The sequence below is a fragment of the Pseudomonas sp. St386 genome, assembly GCF_018325865.1.
In the GTDB taxonomy this organism is placed as follows: domain Bacteria; phylum Pseudomonadota; class Gammaproteobacteria; order Pseudomonadales; family Pseudomonadaceae; genus Aquipseudomonas; species Aquipseudomonas brassicacearum.
In genome coordinates this window covers 5,844,307-5,859,930 of the sequence record NZ_AP021900.1, presented here as the reverse complement: position 1 = coordinate 5,859,930, position 15,624 = coordinate 5,844,307, and the positions used below count along the sequence as shown (strand labels likewise).

Genomic DNA, 15,624 nt, shown 5'->3' with positions numbered 1-15,624 from the left:
TCTCCCTTTTTTGGGATGCCTTGATCTCAGTCGAACAGACCAAAGGTCAGGTGGCTGAACCAGGAGCGGTCGCTGGACTCGCTTTCAGGCTCTTCTTCCTCGATCACGTCGCCATTTTCATCCTTGGGCTTGAGTTCGTTCGGGATGGCTTCCTTGGCATCCTGGAACTGGCGCTGTACGTCCTGGTTGGCGCGTGTCTCGCCTGGCGGCAGCGGTGGACGGGACTCGATCAGGCCCAGGGTCGCCTTGCTCAGCCACGAACGGTTGTCCGCTTCGTCGACCCGTGGGGTGAACTGGCCATCGACCAGGGATGGGTGATCCGGGTAGTTCAGCTTGAGGGTTTCCAGGCTGGTGGCCGCCAGTTCGTCCAAGTGCAGGCGCTGGTAGGCTTCGGTCATCACGGCCAGGCCATCACCCACCGAAGGGGTTTCCTGGAAGTTTTCCACTACGTAGCGGCCACGGTTGGCGGCGGCGACGTAGGCCTGACGGGTCAGGTAGTAGTCGGCCACGTGGATCTCGTAGGAGGCCAGCAGGTTGCGCAGGTAGATCATGCGCTGCTTGGCGTCCGGCGAGTAGCGGCTGTTGGGGAAGCGGCTGGTCAGTTGGGCGAACTCATTGTAGGAGTCGCGCGCCGCGCCCGGGTCACGCTTGGTCATGTCCAGCGGCAGGAAGCGCGCCAGCAGGCCGACGTCCTGGTCGAAGGAGGTCAGGCCCTTGAGGTAATAGGCGTAATCGACATTCGGGTGCTGCGGGTGCAGGCGAATGAAACGCTCGGCGGCGGACTTGGCGGCTTCCGGCTCGGCGTTCTTGTAGTTGGCGTAGATCAGCTCCAACTGGGCCTGATCGGCGTAGCGACCGAACGGATACCGCGACTCCAGCGCCTTCAGCTTGGCGGTGGCGCTGGTATAGCTGTTGTTATCCAGGTCGTTCTGCGCCTGTTGGTACAGTTCGACTTCGCTCAGGTTTTCGTCTACGACTTCCTTCGACGAGCAAGCAGCAGTCAATGCGAGGATGGCGATCAGCAGCAGGTGTTTCACTTGCATGGCGGCTTGCGTCCCTATGACGGCCGCTGTCTTGGGCGGGGCCGTCCTGTTATGATGAGCGCCCCGTTGAAAGCCTCGGGGCAAAAGACGCCGTATTTAACCACAAGCGCGCAGCCGAAACCAAAGGCTGTGCCGACGCCCAGTCCGAGCATGTCCGATAAAATAGAACTTCGCGCAGAGGTGCCGTCCGAATTGGGCGGCCAACGCCTCGATCAAGTCGCCGCACAACTCTTTGCCGAGCACTCTCGCTCGCGCCTTTCCGCCTGGATCAAGGACGGCCGCCTGACTGTGGATGGGGCGGTGATCCGTCCGCGCGACATCGTCCACGGCGGTGCCATTCTCGAGCTGACTGCCGAACAGGAGGCCCAGGGAGAATGGGTCGCCCAGGACATCGCCCTGGACATCGTCTACGAAGACGATGACATCCTGGTGATCAACAAGCCTGCGGGCCTGGTGGTGCACCCGGCTGCCGGCCATGCTGATGGCACCTTGCTCAATGCCTTGCTGCACCACGTACCGGACATTATCAATGTGCCGCGTGCAGGCATCGTCCATCGCCTGGACAAGGACACCACCGGTCTGATGGTGGTGGCCAAGACCATCCAGGCGCAGACACAGCTGGTCACACAGCTGCAAAGCCGCAGCGTCAGCCGCATCTATGAATGTATCGTGATCGGGGTCGTCACCGCCGGTGGCAAGATCAACGCCCCCATCGGTCGTCACGGCCAGCAGCGCCAGCGCATGGCGGTGATGGAGGGCGGCAAGCAGGCGGTCAGCCATTATCGCGTGCTCGAGCGTTTCCGCTCCCACACCCATGTGCGGGTCAAGCTGGAAACCGGTCGGACCCACCAGATCCGTGTACACATGGCCCACATCAACTTCCCGTTGGTGGGCGACCCGGCCTACGGCGGTCGTTTCCGCATTCCGCCGGCTGCCAGCCAGACCATGGTCGAATCGCTGAAGAACTTCCCGCGCCAGGCGCTGCATGCACGTTTCCTGGAGCTGGATCATCCGACGACCGGCAAGCGCATGAGCTGGGAGTCGCCGTTGCCGGATGATTTCGTCTGGCTGCTGACGTTGCTCAAGCAGGACCGCGAGGCGTTCATCGGATGAGTGACTGGCTGATACCCGACTGGCCCGCGCCGGCTCGGGTCAAGGCCTGTGTCACGACCCGTGCGGGCGGCGTCAGCCTGGCGCCGTTCGACAGCCTCAACCTGGGCGACCATGTGGGCGACGATCCTGTGGCCGTCGCCGAAAACCGTCGGCGTCTCACCGATCAATTCGCCATCACCCCGACCTGGCTGCAGCAGGTCCACGGCATTGCCGTGGTCGAGGCTGATCCGGCCCAGGTGGCGGCTGCCGATGCCAGTTGGACCGACACGCCCGGTATCGCCTGCACCGCGATGACCGCGGACTGCCTGCCCGTGCTGTTCTGCAACCGTATCGGCACCCGCGTTGCGGCGGCCCATGCCGGCTGGCGCGGGCTGGCGAGCGGCGTGCTGGAAGCTACCCTCGACAGCCTTGCCGTGCCCGCGGATGAAATCCTCGCCTGGCTCGGCCCGGCCATCGGTCCGCAAGCGTTTGAAGTCGGGCCGGAAGTGCGTGAAGCCTTCATCGCGCAACTGCCCCAGGCGGCACAAGCCTTTACTGCGAGCCCCAACGCCGACAAGTTCCTGGCCGATATCTACGCGTTGGCACGGCTGCGCCTGGCCGCACGCGGTGTCACGGCCGTCTACGGTGGCGGTCTCTGCACCGTGACCGACCCTCGGTTCTTTTCCTACCGCCGCAACCCGCGCACTGGTCGCTTCGCCTCGTTGATCTGGATCGAACGCTAGACTTCTCTGATCTGTATCAAGGGCGCCCGGCTTGAATCTTCCAGAATCGACCACATCTATAACGGTATCTGGCAGGTTTCTTCATTCAGGATGTTTCCAAGGTCCGGCCTGCTCATTAGGAAGGTGACCCATGCGTATTGATCGTTTAACCAGCAAATTACAGTTGGCCCTGTCCGATGCCCAGTCCCTGGCCGTCGGCCTGGACCATCCCGGTATCGAACCGGCGCACTTGATGCAGGCCATGCTCGAACAGCAGGGCGGTTCCATCAAGCCCCTGCTGATGCAGGTCGGCTTTGACGTCAACAGCCTGCGCAAAGAACTGGCCAAGGAACTCGACCAGTTACCCAAGATCCAGAACCCCACCGGTGACGTGAACATGTCCCAGGACCTGGCGCGGCTGCTCAACCAGGCCGATCGCCTGGCCCAGCAGAAGGGCGACCAGTTCATTTCCAGCGAGCTGGTGCTACTCGCCGCCATGGACGAGAACAGCAAGCTCGGCAAATTGTTGCTCGGCCAGGGCGTGAGCAAGAAAGCCCTGGAAAATGCCATCAACAACCTGCGTGGCGGCGAAGCGGTCAACGACGCCAACCACGAGGAGTCGCGCCAGGCACTGGACAAATATACGGTCGACCTGACCAAGCGTGCCGAGGAAGGCAAGCTCGACCCGGTGATCGGTCGCGACGATGAAATCCGCCGCACGATCCAGGTGCTGCAACGCCGTACCAAGAACAACCCGGTGCTGATCGGTGAGCCAGGCGTGGGTAAAACCGCCATCGCCGAGGGCCTGGCCCAGCGCATCATCAACGGCGAAGTGCCGGACGGCCTCAGGGGTAAACGCCTGTTGTCCCTGGACATGGGGGCCTTGATCGCCGGTGCCAAGTACCGTGGTGAATTCGAAGAACGGCTCAAGGCCCTGCTCAATGAGCTGTCCAAGCAGGAAGGGCAGATCATCCTGTTCATCGACGAACTGCACACCATGGTCGGTGCGGGCAAGGGCGAAGGCTCGATGGACGCCGGCAACATGCTCAAGCCCGCGCTGGCCCGTGGCGAGTTGCACTGCGTCGGCGCGACCACGCTCAACGAGTACCGCCAATATATAGAGAAGGACGCAGCCCTCGAGCGGCGCTTCCAGAAAGTGCTGGTGGAGGAGCCGAGCGAGGAAGACACCATCGCCATCCTGCGCGGCCTCAAAGAACGCTACGAAGTTCACCACAAGGTGGCGATCACCGATGGCGCGATCATCGCGGCGGCCAAGCTCAGCCACCGCTACATCACCGACCGCCAGTTGCCGGACAAGGCCATCGACCTGATCGACGAAGCCGCGAGCCGTATCCGCATGGAAATCGACTCCAAGCCCGAAGTGCTCGATCGGTTGGAGCGGCGCCTGATTCAACTCAAGGTCGAGTCCCAGGCCCTGAAGAAAGAAAGCGACGAAGCGGCGAAGAAGCGTCTGGAAAGGTTGCAGGAAGAAATCGTTCGTCACGAGCGTGAGTATTCCGACCTCGAGGAAATCTGGAACTCGGAGAAAGCCGAAGTCCAGGGCTCGGCGCAGATCCAGCAGAAGATCGAACAATCCCGCCAGGAGCTGGAAGCGGCCCGTCGTAAAGGCGACCTCAACCGCATGGCCGAGCTGCAGTACGGGGTGATCCCGGATCTGGAGCGCAGCCTGCAGATGGTCGACCAGCACGGCAAGAGCGAAAACCAGTTGCTGCGCAGCAAGGTCACCGAGGAAGAAATCGCCGAAGTGGTCTCCAAGTGGACCGGCATTCCGGTTTCGAAAATGCTCGAAGGCGAGCGTGACAAGCTGCTGAAGATGGAAAGCCTGCTGCACCAGCGTGTGATCGGCCAGGAAGAGGCGGTGGTGGCGGTGTCCAACGCCGTGCGTCGTTCCCGTGCCGGGCTATCGGACCCGAACCGGCCGAGCGGCTCGTTCATGTTCCTCGGCCCGACCGGTGTCGGTAAAACCGAGCTGTGCAAGGCGCTGGCCGAGTTCCTCTTCGACACTGAAGAGGCCATGGTGCGCATCGACATGTCCGAGTTCATGGAGAAACATTCCGTGGCACGGCTGATCGGTGCGCCACCGGGTTATGTCGGTTATGAAGAGGGCGGTTACCTGACCGAGGCAGTGCGTCGCAAGCCGTACTCGGTGATCCTGCTCGATGAGGTCGAGAAGGCGCACCCGGATGTGTTCAATATCCTGCTGCAGGTGCTGGAGGATGGTCGCCTGACCGACAGCCACGGGCGCACGGTGGACTTCCGCAACACGGTGATCGTGATGACCTCCAACCTGGGCTCGACGCAGATCCAGGAACTGGTGGGCGACCGCGAGGCGCAGCGTGCGGCGGTGATGGACGCGATCTCTACGCACTTCCGGCCGGAGTTCATCAACCGGGTCGACGAAGTGGTGATCTTCGAGCCATTGGCTCGTGATCAGATTGCCGGCATTACCGAGATCCAGTTGGGTCGCCTGCGCAGTCGCCTCACCGAACGTGAGCTGAAACTGCAGTTGAGCGACGAGGCGTTGGACAAGCTGATTGCGGTGGGTTACGACCCGGTCTATGGCGCACGGCCGCTGAAGCGGGCGATCCAGCGCTGGATCGAAAACCCGCTGGCGCAGTTGATCCTGTCCGGTCGGTTCATGCCTGGTGAGACTGTGACCGGTACAGTGGAGAACGACGAAATCGTCTTCAACTGAAAGGCTGGCACTGCCTGCAATTGAGATGGCCTCGCTTTGCGAGGCCATTTTTTTCATCAGGCCGTTGAACTCAAAGGAAAAGGCTTGTAAAGTGCGCCCCGCAGTCAGTCACCCCAAGGGTTACTTCTCGCTGAGAAGGAATCCAAAATAAGTTGCAAATCATTGTCTTGAAAGCAATTTAAGGGGTTGACAGAGGTTTTGAAGATTGTAGAATAGCGCGCCTCAGACACACGAACGCAGCGATGCGTAAGGGTAGAAGAGGTTGAAGCTAGCTTCAACGTTGTAACTTGAAATATCAGTTCCGTGATAGCTCAGTCGGTAGAGCAAATGACTGTTAATCATTGGGTCCCAGGTTCGAGTCCTGGTCACGGAGCCATTTCAATCGGGGTATAGCGCAGTCCGGTAGCGCGCCTGCTTTGGGAGCAGGATGTCAGGAGTTCGAATCCCCTTACCCCGACCATTTTTGGGTCGTTAGCTCAGTTGGTAGAGCAGTTGGCTTTTAACCAATTGGTCGTAGGTTCGAATCCCACACGACCCACCATTTTTGAAACCAGCTCGCTGGAATCGAATCTTAAGATCAGAGGCCAAAAGCGCTGATCGAGAAGGCGACTTGCGAAGGTCGCCTTTTTTTTACCGGGGTATAGCGCAGTCCGGTAGCGCGCCTGCTTTGGGAGCAGGATGTCAGGAGTTCGAATCCCCTTACCCCGACCATATTAAAAATCCTCGTATCGAAAGATACGGGGATTTTTTTTGCCTGCGATAAAGTGAATTGGACTTAAGACATCGTACAACCTGCCGATAACCCGCCGACAGGGGCCTGGCCCCACTTCAGGCCAACAATAAAAAAGGCATTCCCTATGGTTCTTCGTCAGTTGAATATCGCCCCTCGTGCCGCGTTGGGTTTTGCCTTGATCGCCGTGCTGGTGGCGTTGCTCGGGGTGTTCGCACTGGGACAGATGTCGAGTATTCGTGACAGTGAAGTCGCGGTGGAAACCCAGTGGCTGCCGAGCATTCGCGGCGGTGACGAGATCCGCGAGTGGATGCTGCGGATCCGCACCATTTCCCTGCGCATGGCCCTGGATCAGGACCCGAAGAACATTGCGGTGTATCGCGGGCAGATGGATACGCGCGACAAGGAGCTGAGCGAAAAAATCACTGCCTACGAAAAGCTCGTTGTGACGCCTGAAGGCAAAGCCCTCTACGACCAGTTCAAGCAGACCTTCGCCGCTTACCGTGCAGGTATTGCGCAATCTTTCACCCTGGCAGAACAAGGGCGTCGGGATGAGCTGATCAAGCTGCTGCTGGTGGACATGAAGACCGTGGTGGACGGTTCCGGCAAGCAGCTCAACGACCTGGCGGAGCTGTTCTCCAAGCAGGTCTCCATCGAGAGCCAGAAGTCCCAGGAGCACTACGCCAATTCCCGCATGATCGTCAGCCTGTTCGTTGTGCTTGCCGCCCTGGCCACGGTAGCCCTGGCCATGTTGCTTACGCGCAGTATCGTCAAGCCCTTGGGTGAGGCGCTCAACGCTGCGGAGAACGTCGCCCGGGGTGACCTGACCCGGCCAATCGAGACCCATGGCAACGACGAAGTGAGTCGCTTGCTCAAGGCGTTGGCGGCCATGCAGCAGAATCTGCGTGAGACGTTGCAGGGCATCAGCGGTTCGGCCGCGCAACTGGCCACCGCCGCCGATGAGCTGAACGCTGTCACGCTCGACAGCACCCACAGCCTGCAACAACAGAACAACGAAATTGAACAGGCGGCCACGGCCGTCACCGAAATGACCACTGCCGTGGAGGAGGTTGCGCGCAATGCGGTTTCCACCTCCGATGCCACGCGTCAGTCCAGTGAATCGGCGTCCCTTGGGCAGCAGCGGGTCAGCGACACGGTCGATGCCATCGGCGCCCTCGCCAGCGATGTGCAGGTGACCGGTGGCCTGGTGCAATCCCTGGCCAACCAATCGCAGGATATTGGCAAGGTGCTGGACGTGATCCGCGCCATCGCCGAGCAGACCAACCTGCTGGCCCTCAACGCGGCCATCGAAGCGGCCCGGGCGGGTGAGAGCGGGCGTGGGTTTGCGGTGGTGGCCGATGAGGTGCGGGCGCTGGCTTATCGCACGCAGCAATCGACCCAGGAAATCGAGCAAATGGTCCAGGGCATGCGCAGCGGTGCCACCCAGGCACTCGACTCCATGCAGGCCAGCTCCAGTCGCGCCGCCAGTACCCTGGCCATGGCGGAACGGGCGGGGGACGCGTTGCAGACCATCACGGCGTCGGTCAATGAAATCCACGAACGCAACCTGGTGATCGCCAGCGCCGCCGAAGAACAGGCGCAAGTGGCCCGCGAGGTGGATCGCAACCTGGTGAACATTCGTGATTTGTCGGTGCGCTCGGCTTCCGGCGCGGGCCAGACCAGCGCGTCCAGCCATGAGTTGTCGCAGCTGGCGAATTCGCTGCGCATGATGGTGCAGCGGTTTCAGGTTTGATCGAGGATTCAGTACTGGCTGTACCGACCTCATCGCGAGCAAGCTCGCTCCCACAGGATGACCGCGATCAACTGTGGGAGCGAGCTTGCTCGCGATGACGGTGGATCATTCAATGTCAGTGCTGCTGACTCAGTGCAGCTTCAGCCGAGGCTCGGTCCCACGCCCGATCTTGCTACCCAGCATCAACATGGCCGTGCGGAACATGCCGTACAGCGCCATCTGGTGCATGCGGTACAGCGACACATAGAACATCCGCGCCAGCCAGCCTTCGAGCATCACGCTGCCGGTCAGGTTGCCCATCAGGTTGCCCACTGCCGAGAACCGCGACAGCGAGATCAGCGAGCCGTAGTCGGTGTATTTGTATTCCGGCAGGGCCTTGCCCTCGATCCGCAGCTTCAAGGATTTGGCCAGCAGTGAGGCTTGCTGGTGTGCGGCCTGGGCGCGAGGTGGGACGTTGCGCTCGCTGCCGGGTTGCGGGCAGGCGGCGCAGTCGCCGAAGGCGAAGATGTTCTCGTCGCGGGTGGTCTGCAAAGTGGGCAGCACGTGCAACTGGTTGATCCGGTTGGTCTCCAGCCCGTCGATGTCCTTGAGGAAGTCCGGGGCGCGAATCCCGGCGGCCCAGACTTTCAGGCTCGCGTCGATCACTTTGCCGTCCGCGGTAATCAGGCTGTCGGCGGTCACCTGGCTGACGGCGGCGTTGGTCATGACGTTGACCCCGAGTTTTTCCAGGGTCTTGTGCACCGGCCCGCCGATACGCTCCGGCAGGGCCGGCAAGACGCGTGGGCCCGCCTCGATCAGGGTGATGTGCATGTTCTCCGGTTTGATCCGGTCCAGGCCGTAGGCGTGCAGTTCGTGGGCGGCATTATGCAGCTCGGCGGCCAGTTCGACCCCGGTCGCACCGGCGCCGACAATGGCGACGCTGATGCGCTCGACGATATCGGTCTGCCCGGCGTGGGCGCGCAGATAGTGGTGCAGCAATTGCTGATGGAAGCGCTCGGCCTGTTTGCGGGTGTCGAGGAACAGGCAGTGCTGCGCCGCGCCTTCGGTGCCGAAGTCATTGGTGGTGCTGCCGACGGCAATCACCAGGGTGTCGTAGCCCAGTTCCCGGGCCGGCAACAGCTCGACGCCGGTCTCGTCATAGGTGGCGGCCAGTTGGATTCTCTTGCGCTCGCGATCCAGGCCGCTCATGCGCCCCAGCTGGAACTCGAAGTGGTTCCATTTTGCCTGGGCGACATAGTTGAGTTCGTCTTCGGAGGAGTTCAAGGAGCCGGCGGCCACTTCGTGCAGCAGCGGTTTCCAGATGTGGGTCAGGTTCGCGTCGACCAGCATCACACTGGCCGTGCCACGCTTGCCCAGAGTCTTACCCAGACGGGTAGCCAACTCCAGACCGCCGGCGCCGCCGCCAACGATGACAATACGATGAGTCATGGGGATATCTCGCAAGGCTAAAGGAAATCGGTGCCGTTACCTGCGCGAGTGCCATGCAACTCATAGCGTCAGGTAACTGATCAGTCGGCTCAACAGGCCCAGGCCGATGGTCACGGCCAGTACCACCACCAGGAGCATCCACGGCCGGAAAGGCCGGCGCTCGACTCGGTGCTGGGACAGTTGCAGGTACTCTTCGACATGCTTCTGGTCTTCTGGGTTCAGGCGGCTGGTCATAAAGGCCTCGTCAGGTAGACGTTGCGGAATGTGAAGACGTTACAGCGTCCGGCTAGCCGGCATTGAAAGCAGCGTAGCCGCTCGCCGGAACGGGTTCGACGCTCAGGCTGTCGTCCAGGCGAATGATTCCACTTTTTAACACCCGGGCGGTGATTCCGCCATGGCCGCGTACCGCCTGGAACGTACCTTCGCCGAGGTTTCGCTCCAGTCGGGCACAAGGCTGGCACCAACCGGTGGTTTCAAAAATGGCTTGGCCAATGCGAAAGCGCCGGCCCTTGAGGCTGAACAGATTGATGCCGCTGACCACAATATTGCGTCGCAGCTCCTGTGGCAGCACGGGCCGGTCTTCGGGACGGCCCATCAGCGCGCCGATCACGGCCAGGTGCTCCCATTGGATCAGCGTCACTTGCCGCGCATTGCGCACGCCGGGGCGGGCATGATCGCCGGTCAGCCCAGCCTCCAGGCGGGCCTCCACGGCGTCCAGTTCGATCATGGGTGCATGGCCCTGGGGTCGTACGCCAATCCAGCGTACGCGGCCTTGCTGGGGCACAGCGGCAATCAGTTCCTGCAGTGGGCTCACAGGCTGATCCCGACATCGAACACGATGCTGCGACCCAGGTTGCTGCGCAGGAAGTCCGGCGCGTCGGGGTGGGCGAACAGCACCCGGGCAAACGTCGGCCCCACCAGTGACAGCGAGCGCCAGCCCTGGCGCAGGTATTCGGTCGGTGGTGGGAAGTGACTGTTGAGGTCCAGCACTTCGCGCTTGAGACTGGCGAAGGCGATGATGTCCAGGTCGCCCAGGTCCATGCCGCGCTCGGTGTAGTTGTGAGCTTTCTTGCGCAGGGTCGGGGCCAGCCGCATCAGGAACTCATTGGCCGGGATCCGCCGCGGCTTGGCCTCACGACGCACCAGCTGGCTCAGGGAGAAAGCGCTGCGGCGGCGTTGCAGTTCATCGCGCCATTCGTCATTGAGGCGGCGGCCCTCGTCGAGCACGAAAAACACCTCGAAATTGGCATCGCGAAACAACACGTCCGGCGGCTCGCCGGCCGGCGCGAACTCGTCGGCGCGATAAGGCACGTTCAGCCCTTGCAGCAGACGCTGGCAGACCCAACGCTCACGCTCCCATTTGCGGGCATTGGAGAGAAAGGCGTTGGCTTGCTCGGCCGCGATGGTCAGCAGGCGTAAGTAATCTGAGTCATCCATGAGCCCAAGCTTAGCGTTCAAATGTGATCAAAAAAAATAAAGCTTGCTGTGAAGGGGCAAATTTCCGCTCAGGCCAGGTAATGCTGTTCACTTAGAGCCTAAAGCAAGGGGGCGAGCCTCTATGCATCTGCACCACCGCTATCGCGAGCAGGCTCGCTCCCACAGGGGGGGCTGCGGTGAACGTTGGTTTTTGTGCATGCCTCAAAAACAGTGTGGGAGCGGGCTTGCTCGCGAAGATGGCGGCGCATTCAACATTGATGTTGCCTGACAGACCGCTATCGCGAGCAAGCTTTGCTCCCACAGATCTAACGGATGTACGACCGGGAGAGCCAGGCATGCCGAGCCTAGGCGAGGCACCGAGTGGTGGGGCAGGAGCGCTTTGGTTACTTTCGACTGGGTCGGCTTCCGGGCTTTTCGAAAGTGACTCGCCGTAAGGGCGAAACCCTAAGTAGGCGTTACCGCAGAAACGGATATACACGCCAGGCTGAAACAGATCTCGGAATGGAAGATAAAATTCCGATAAACGCTCAAGTGAGTAGCATTACCCTCAGGCAGGCCCCAGCATGCCATCCTGTTCAGCCTGACACGCCAACCAAGCGCAAAACAAATCCAGCTTCTTGCTCTGCTGCGCGCTGCGCTTGGCGATATAGACGTAGCGGCTCGGGCGAAACCCGAACGGCGCCACCAGGCGACCCAGGCGAATGTCGTCAGCCACCAAGTGCCATGGGGCGACACAAATCCCCAGGCCGGCAATCGCCGCCTCCAACGTAAAGTAATAGTGCTCGTATTCCAGCCCGGCCGGCGCGGTGGCCTGGTGTCCAATCGCATCCCCCCAGTTTGCCCAGGCATCCGGACGGGTTTTGGTATGCAGGAGGGGATGGCTGAAAATCGAGCCCACGTCGGCTAATTGAATACGTGCGGATAAGGTGGGCGACAACACGACGCCCAATCGTTCAGGAAACAGCCGGACGGTGTTTTTCTGCTCGCCCACGATGCCCTGTTCAGCCGTGATCATCACGTCATAGCGATCCCGGCCCGGATCGCTCCCGTGAACCGGTGAGCTCAGGCGAATCTTGATCCCTGGATAAGTCGTATTGAAGTCGAAAAGACGCGGTATCAGCCACTTGACCGTAAATGTGCTGAAGCAGGACACGTCCAAGGTGCCTGTCGCCGTGTCTCGGACCCTGCTCACCGCGGCCTCGATCTGATCCAGTGCGGCCGTCAGTTCCGGCAGCAGTTCTCTACCGGCAACGGTGAGCTGAGGTTTGTTTTTTGGGCCTTCGAACAGGTCCACACCAAGACTCAGCTCCAGCTGGCGTACCTGGCGACTCACCGCGCCAGGCGTGACAGACAGCTCCTCGGCGGCCGCGATCATTTTGCCCAGTCGGGCAGCGGCCTCGAAGGTATGCAGCGCATTCAATGGGGGGAGGCGACGTTTCATAAAGTGACTTTAACTCAATTACATCGAGCGTATAAATCGATATCAGGTATCGGGCGTATTTTGCAGAATCCCCCGGCCCCCGCAGTGTCTGCCGACTGTTCCGAGTCGCCAGGATTGAGGGGCATTCCCTATCAAATTGAGAGCACCTCACATGCCATTCGTTCGTACCGCCGTCATCAAGGGCACCAGCCAGCAGCAACGTCAGCGCATCGTCGATGGCATACATCAAGCGCTGGTCGAGAGCATTGGTATGCCCGAGGATGAATTGTTCAACCTGGTCACGGACTATGACCCTGAACAGTTTTTCTACAGCCGCACGTTTAACGGTGTGGCTCGTTCAGACCATTTGATCGTGATTGAGATTACGATGCGCAGAGGGCGCAGTGATGCGATGAAGCGCGAGCTCTACAAAAAAATCGCGGACAATCTCGGGGTTCAAGCCCAGGTTCGTCCGCAAGACGTTTTCATCTTCATGCACGAGAATGACTATTCGGATTGGTCGGTAGGCTTTGGTAAGTTTGCAATGGCCTTGGTACAACAGCCAGGAAGTGTCGCTACTTAAGTAGCGCACGGACGGCGTTCTAGTTCTCGCAGGAGTAGCCCATGATCGGTGCCGAACTGCTTTCACCGCAGACCCTGGCGGCCGGTTGGCTGGTGTATGTGCCGGTGTTGGCCTGGGCCGTGGTGCGGGCGCCGTGGGTCGAACTGTTCACCGACAGCCGTCGCCAGCACCTGCTGTTCGGCACGGTGCTGGCGTTGTTCATGCTGTGGCTGGTGCGCCGGGATTTCGATACGGGCGTTTCGTATCACTTCATTGGCATGACTGCCGTGACGCTGCTGCTGGACTGGCCGTTGGCGATCCTCGGTGGCCTGTGCGCGCAGCTCGCGCTGGTGCTACTGGGCCGTCAGGACATGGCCGCGGTAGGGGTCAACGGTGCGCTGCTGATCCTGTTGCCGGTGCTGGTCACCGAGTGTTGCGCGATCCTGGTGGAGCGCGCCCAGCCGCGCAATCTGTTCGTGTATATCTTCTGTTCGGGGTTTCTCGCGGCCGCGCTTTCGGCGTTGGCGTGCCTGCTGCTGGGGCTTGGTCTGCTGTGGTACGACGGTATATTCGCCATGCCTTACTGGCTGGAAGATTTTGTCGGCTACCTCTGGTTGATCATCTTCCCCGAGGCCTTCATCAACGGCATGGTGATCAGTGCGTTGGTGGTGTTCAGTCCCGAATGGCTGGAGACCTTCAACCGCACGCGCTACCTGTCGGCTCCGTGGAACGATGATGACAAGCCTTGATTCACGTCAAGGCTGCACCACCACACGCCCTTCATGCTTTGGAAAACTTCCAGGAGCACAACCATGAGTGTTTATGAGTGGGCGAGACAAGAGATCAGGCGTAGCCACGATGCCGCAATGGAGATTGGTTTTGACCCAGGCTTGAGCCTGCGCGCCTTGCTCAGTGCGATCGTGCAACAGAGCAAGACAGTGCGCAGCCCTGAAGACCTGGCCGATGAGTTGAGTTTCCTGGCGGAAAACCTCGACGATGAACAGGACTACGGTTTCATGCGGCCTTAATGATGTGAGCGAGGCTCGAAGTCTTCGCTGAACAGCTCGTCCTCGGCGTCGGGGCTGACCGGGATCTTGTGTTCTTCCGACGCCCAGGCGCCGAGGTCGATCAGTTTGCAGCGGTCAGAGCAGAACGGCCGGAACTTGCTCTCCGGGCTCCATTCCACAGGGGCGCCACAGGTTGGGCAATCAACGGTTGGGGTTTGGCTCATGATTGGCCTCCACGCAAAGTAAGGTAAAAGTGATGCAGGCGCTCGACCTCGCTGTGCAGCCAGGCGAGGTCGCGATCGTTGACCACCACGTCGTTGGCATGGCTCAGGCGATCCTGGCGGCTGGACTGGGCCTTGAGAATCGCCTGGACCTGCTGTTCGCTGGTCTGGTCGCGCTGCAACGTACGTTCGATCTGCAATTGTTCCGGCGCATCGATCACCAGGATCCGCTGGGTCATGGTGTACTGCCCTGACTCGATCAGCAGCGGCGATACCAGGATCGCATAGGGCGATTGTGCCTGGGCCAGATGATGGGCGATTTCCTCGGCGATCAGCGGATGCAGCAGCGCCTCGAGCCAGCGGCGTTCATCGGCATTCTCGAAGATCAACTTGCGCAGCGCCGCTCGGTCCAGGGCGCCGTCGGCCTGCAATACGCCGGGGCCGAAGTGCTCGGCGATTTTCGCCAGCGCCGGACGCCCGGGCTCGACCACCCAGCGCGCCGCATGATCGGCGTCGATGACGTGCACGCCCAGGTCGATGAAATGCTGGGCCGCCGCGCTCTTGCCGCTGCCGATGCCACCGGTCAGGCCGAGAATCCAGGGTTTTTTCACTGAGGTATTCATTAAAAACCGACAGACTGCCAATAGAAGTCGGTTATTTGACCACCCCAGAGCAAGGCAATCCAGCCGGCAATGGCCAGATAAGGTCCAAAGGGGATCTGCGTCGACCCCGGGGCATCACGCAAGCGCAGCACAATCGCCCCAATAACGGCGCCGACCAACGACGACAGCAGCAGCGTCAGCGGCAGGATCTGCCAGCCACCCCAGGCGCCGAGCATCGCCAGCAGCTTGAAATCCCCATAGCCCATGCCTTCCTTGCCGGTGATCAGCTTGAACACCCAGAACACCGACCACAGCGCCAGGTAGCCGGCCACCGCGCCCCACATCGCCTGGTTCAAGGACACGAAGAGCCCGAAGCTGTTGATGATCAAGCCCAGCCACAACAGCGGCAGCACCAGGGTATCGGGCAGCAATTGATGCTCGGCGTCGATCAGGCTCATGGCCAGCAGGCCCCAGGTCAACACCATCACCATCGCGGCGTGCCAGCCAAAACCGAAATGCCAGGCGACGAACGCCGATAACGCGCCGCAGGCCAATTCGGTCAGGGGGTAACGCCTGCCGATGGGCGCGGCGCAGCTCGAACAGCGGCCGCGCAGTATCAGGTAGCTGAGCAGCGGAATGTTTTCCCAGGGGCGGATGCGATGGCCGCAGTGCGGGCACTGGGAGTGGGGCAGCATCAGGTTGTAGACCGGGCCCGGGGTTTCGGCCGGCAGGCCCAGCAGGTCGTGGGCCTGCAGGCGCCATTCGCGGTTGAGCATCTTCGGCAGGCGCCACACCAGCACGTTGAGGAAGCTGCCGATGATCAGGCCGAGCAATGCTGCAACGAGCACGAAAGCCAGGGGATACAGCACGAAGAATTCGCTCAGGGGCATG

16 protein-coding genes and 4 tRNA genes are annotated in these 15,624 nt (G+C 61.0%); 11 read left to right on the top strand and 9 right to left on the bottom strand.

Annotation, left to right across the window (positions count from 1 at the left end):
• Positions 1 to 26: 26 nt before the first annotated feature.
• Positions 27 to 1,043 (bottom strand): outer membrane protein assembly factor BamD, encoded by a 1,017-nt coding sequence (locus KI235_RS25945; RefSeq protein ID WP_003205698.1) that lies wholly within the window; start codon positions 1,041 to 1,043, stop codon positions 27 to 29.
• Between the two features lie 150 nt (positions 1,044 to 1,193).
• On the opposite strand from KI235_RS25945, the gene rluD reads away from it, so the two are divergent.
• The 8 genes from rluD to KI235_RS25905 all read left to right on the top strand — a co-directional run bounded on the left by rluD (position 1,194) and on the right by KI235_RS25905 (position 8,056).
• The gene (gene rluD / locus KI235_RS25940) at positions 1,194 to 2,156 is read left to right on the top strand and encodes a 23S rRNA pseudouridine(1911/1915/1917) synthase RluD (RefSeq protein ID WP_003205696.1); all 963 of its coding nucleotides are present in this window, start codon (positions 1,194 to 1,196) and stop codon (positions 2,154 to 2,156) included.
• Positions 2,153 to 2,878: a peptidoglycan editing factor PgeF gene (gene pgeF / locus KI235_RS25935; protein ID WP_003205694.1), complete on the top strand. Its 726-nt coding sequence runs from the start codon at positions 2,153 to 2,155 to the stop codon at positions 2,876 to 2,878. The genes rluD and pgeF overlap by 4 nt, the downstream gene beginning before the upstream one ends.
• Before the next feature lie 130 nt (positions 2,879 to 3,008).
• Positions 3,009 to 5,573 (top strand): ATP-dependent chaperone ClpB, encoded by a 2,565-nt coding sequence (clpB, locus tag KI235_RS25930; protein ID WP_003205692.1) that lies wholly within the window; start codon positions 3,009 to 3,011, stop codon positions 5,571 to 5,573.
• A 300-nt stretch (positions 5,574 to 5,873) separates the two neighbouring features.
• Positions 5,874 to 5,949 (top strand) — tRNA-Asn (locus tag KI235_RS25925).
• A gap of 7 nt (positions 5,950 to 5,956) precedes the next feature.
• Positions 5,957 to 6,033, top strand: a tRNA-Pro gene (locus tag KI235_RS25920).
• A gap of 5 nt (positions 6,034 to 6,038) precedes the next feature.
• A tRNA-Lys gene (locus KI235_RS25915) sits at positions 6,039 to 6,114 on the top strand.
• A 93-nt stretch (positions 6,115 to 6,207) separates the two neighbouring features.
• Positions 6,208 to 6,284 (top strand) — tRNA-Pro (locus KI235_RS25910).
• A gap of 146 nt (positions 6,285 to 6,430) precedes the next feature.
• Positions 6,431 to 8,056 carry a methyl-accepting chemotaxis protein gene (locus KI235_RS25905; protein ID WP_013694235.1) on the top strand — a complete coding sequence of 542 codons (1,626 nt, stop codon included), beginning with the start codon at positions 6,431 to 6,433 and terminating at the stop codon, positions 8,054 to 8,056.
• A gap of 129 nt (positions 8,057 to 8,185) precedes the next feature.
• On the opposite strand, the gene KI235_RS25900 is transcribed toward KI235_RS25905, so the two are convergent.
• The 5 genes from KI235_RS25900 to KI235_RS25880 all read right to left on the bottom strand — a co-directional run bounded on the left by KI235_RS25900 (position 8,186) and on the right by KI235_RS25880 (position 12,362).
• Positions 8,186 to 9,484: an NAD(P)/FAD-dependent oxidoreductase gene (locus tag KI235_RS25900; protein ID WP_003205688.1), complete on the bottom strand. Its 1,299-nt coding sequence runs from the start codon at positions 9,482 to 9,484 to the stop codon at positions 8,186 to 8,188.
• Between the two features lie 60 nt (positions 9,485 to 9,544).
• Positions 9,545 to 9,718 (bottom strand): DUF3094 domain-containing protein, encoded by a 174-nt coding sequence (locus KI235_RS25895; protein WP_003205686.1) that lies wholly within the window; start codon positions 9,716 to 9,718, stop codon positions 9,545 to 9,547.
• A 52-nt stretch (positions 9,719 to 9,770) separates the two neighbouring features.
• Positions 9,771 to 10,298, bottom strand: coding sequence for an MOSC domain-containing protein (locus KI235_RS25890; RefSeq protein ID WP_003205684.1), 528 nt, complete (start codon positions 10,296 to 10,298; stop codon positions 9,771 to 9,773).
• A complete protein-coding gene (locus tag KI235_RS25885; protein ID WP_003205682.1) occupies positions 10,295 to 10,921 on the bottom strand; it encodes a DUF1780 domain-containing protein in 627 nt (208 codons plus the stop codon). The genes KI235_RS25890 and KI235_RS25885 overlap by 4 nt, the downstream gene beginning before the upstream one ends.
• A 547-nt stretch (positions 10,922 to 11,468) precedes the next feature.
• Positions 11,469 to 12,362, bottom strand: a complete 894-nt coding sequence (locus KI235_RS25880; RefSeq protein ID WP_003205681.1) for a LysR substrate-binding domain-containing protein — start codon at positions 12,360 to 12,362, stop codon at positions 11,469 to 11,471.
• A 151-nt stretch (positions 12,363 to 12,513) separates the two neighbouring features.
• Here KI235_RS25880 and KI235_RS25875 point away from each other — a divergent pair, with 151 nt between their 5' ends.
• From KI235_RS25875 to KI235_RS25865, 3 genes are all read left to right on the top strand, one after another.
• Positions 12,514 to 12,924 (top strand): tautomerase family protein, encoded by a 411-nt coding sequence (locus KI235_RS25875; protein WP_003205679.1) that lies wholly within the window; start codon positions 12,514 to 12,516, stop codon positions 12,922 to 12,924.
• Positions 12,925 to 12,965: 41 nt separating this feature from the next.
• Entirely contained in the window at positions 12,966 to 13,652 is a 687-nt protein-coding gene (locus tag KI235_RS25870; protein ID WP_003205678.1) for an energy-coupling factor ABC transporter permease, read from the top strand.
• Between the two features lie 63 nt (positions 13,653 to 13,715).
• Complete coding sequence (locus KI235_RS25865; RefSeq protein ID WP_013694234.1) at positions 13,716 to 13,931, top strand: hypothetical protein; 216 nt, start codon at positions 13,716 to 13,718, stop codon at positions 13,929 to 13,931.
• On the opposite strand, the gene yacG is transcribed toward KI235_RS25865, so the two are convergent.
• The 3 genes from yacG to KI235_RS25850 are packed head-to-tail and all read right to left on the bottom strand — an operon-like array spanning position 13,928 to position 15,623.
• Positions 13,928 to 14,134 (bottom strand): DNA gyrase inhibitor YacG, encoded by a 207-nt coding sequence (gene yacG, locus KI235_RS25860; RefSeq protein ID WP_003205675.1) that lies wholly within the window; start codon positions 14,132 to 14,134, stop codon positions 13,928 to 13,930. The genes KI235_RS25865 and yacG overlap by 4 nt on opposite strands.
• Positions 14,131 to 14,754 (bottom strand): dephospho-CoA kinase, encoded by a 624-nt coding sequence (gene coaE, locus KI235_RS25855; RefSeq protein ID WP_003205673.1) that lies wholly within the window; start codon positions 14,752 to 14,754, stop codon positions 14,131 to 14,133. Before coaE ends, yacG begins: the two co-directional genes overlap by 4 nt.
• Positions 14,754 to 15,623 carry an A24 family peptidase gene (locus KI235_RS25850; RefSeq protein ID WP_003205672.1) on the bottom strand — a complete coding sequence of 290 codons (870 nt, stop codon included), beginning with the start codon at positions 15,621 to 15,623 and terminating at the stop codon, positions 14,754 to 14,756. Before KI235_RS25850 ends, coaE begins: the two co-directional genes overlap by 1 nt.
• Position 15,624 lies beyond the last annotated feature (1 nt).

Coding starts and splice junctions, on each gene's coding strand:
- KI235_RS25945 (WP_003205698.1), bottom strand. CDS start 1,043: ATGCAAGTGAAACACCTGCTGCTGATCGCCATCCTCGCATTGACTGCT.
- rluD (WP_003205696.1), top strand. CDS start 1,194: ATGTCCGATAAAATAGAACTTCGCGCAGAGGTGCCGTCCGAATTGGGC.
- pgeF (WP_003205694.1), top strand. CDS start 2,153: ATGAGTGACTGGCTGATACCCGACTGGCCCGCGCCGGCTCGGGTCAAG.
- clpB (WP_003205692.1), top strand. CDS start 3,009: ATGCGTATTGATCGTTTAACCAGCAAATTACAGTTGGCCCTGTCCGAT.
- KI235_RS25905 (WP_013694235.1), top strand. CDS start 6,431: ATGGTTCTTCGTCAGTTGAATATCGCCCCTCGTGCCGCGTTGGGTTTT.
- KI235_RS25900 (WP_003205688.1), bottom strand. CDS start 9,484: ATGACTCATCGTATTGTCATCGTTGGCGGCGGCGCCGGCGGTCTGGAG.
- KI235_RS25895 (WP_003205686.1), bottom strand. CDS start 9,718: ATGACCAGCCGCCTGAACCCAGAAGACCAGAAGCATGTCGAAGAGTAC.
- KI235_RS25885 (WP_003205682.1), bottom strand. CDS start 10,921: ATGGATGACTCAGATTACTTACGCCTGCTGACCATCGCGGCCGAGCAA.
- KI235_RS25880 (WP_003205681.1), bottom strand. CDS start 12,362: ATGAAACGTCGCCTCCCCCCATTGAATGCGCTGCATACCTTCGAGGCC.
- KI235_RS25875 (WP_003205679.1), top strand. CDS start 12,514: ATGCCATTCGTTCGTACCGCCGTCATCAAGGGCACCAGCCAGCAGCAA.
- KI235_RS25870 (WP_003205678.1), top strand. CDS start 12,966: ATGATCGGTGCCGAACTGCTTTCACCGCAGACCCTGGCGGCCGGTTGG.
- KI235_RS25865 (WP_013694234.1), top strand. CDS start 13,716: ATGAGTGTTTATGAGTGGGCGAGACAAGAGATCAGGCGTAGCCACGAT.
- yacG (WP_003205675.1), bottom strand. CDS start 14,134: ATGAGCCAAACCCCAACCGTTGATTGCCCAACCTGTGGCGCCCCTGTG.
- coaE (WP_003205673.1), bottom strand. CDS start 14,754: ATGAATACCTCAGTGAAAAAACCCTGGATTCTCGGCCTGACCGGTGGC.
- KI235_RS25850 (WP_003205672.1), bottom strand. CDS start 15,623: ATGCCCCTGAGCGAATTCTTCGTGCTGTATCCCCTGGCTTTCGTGCTC.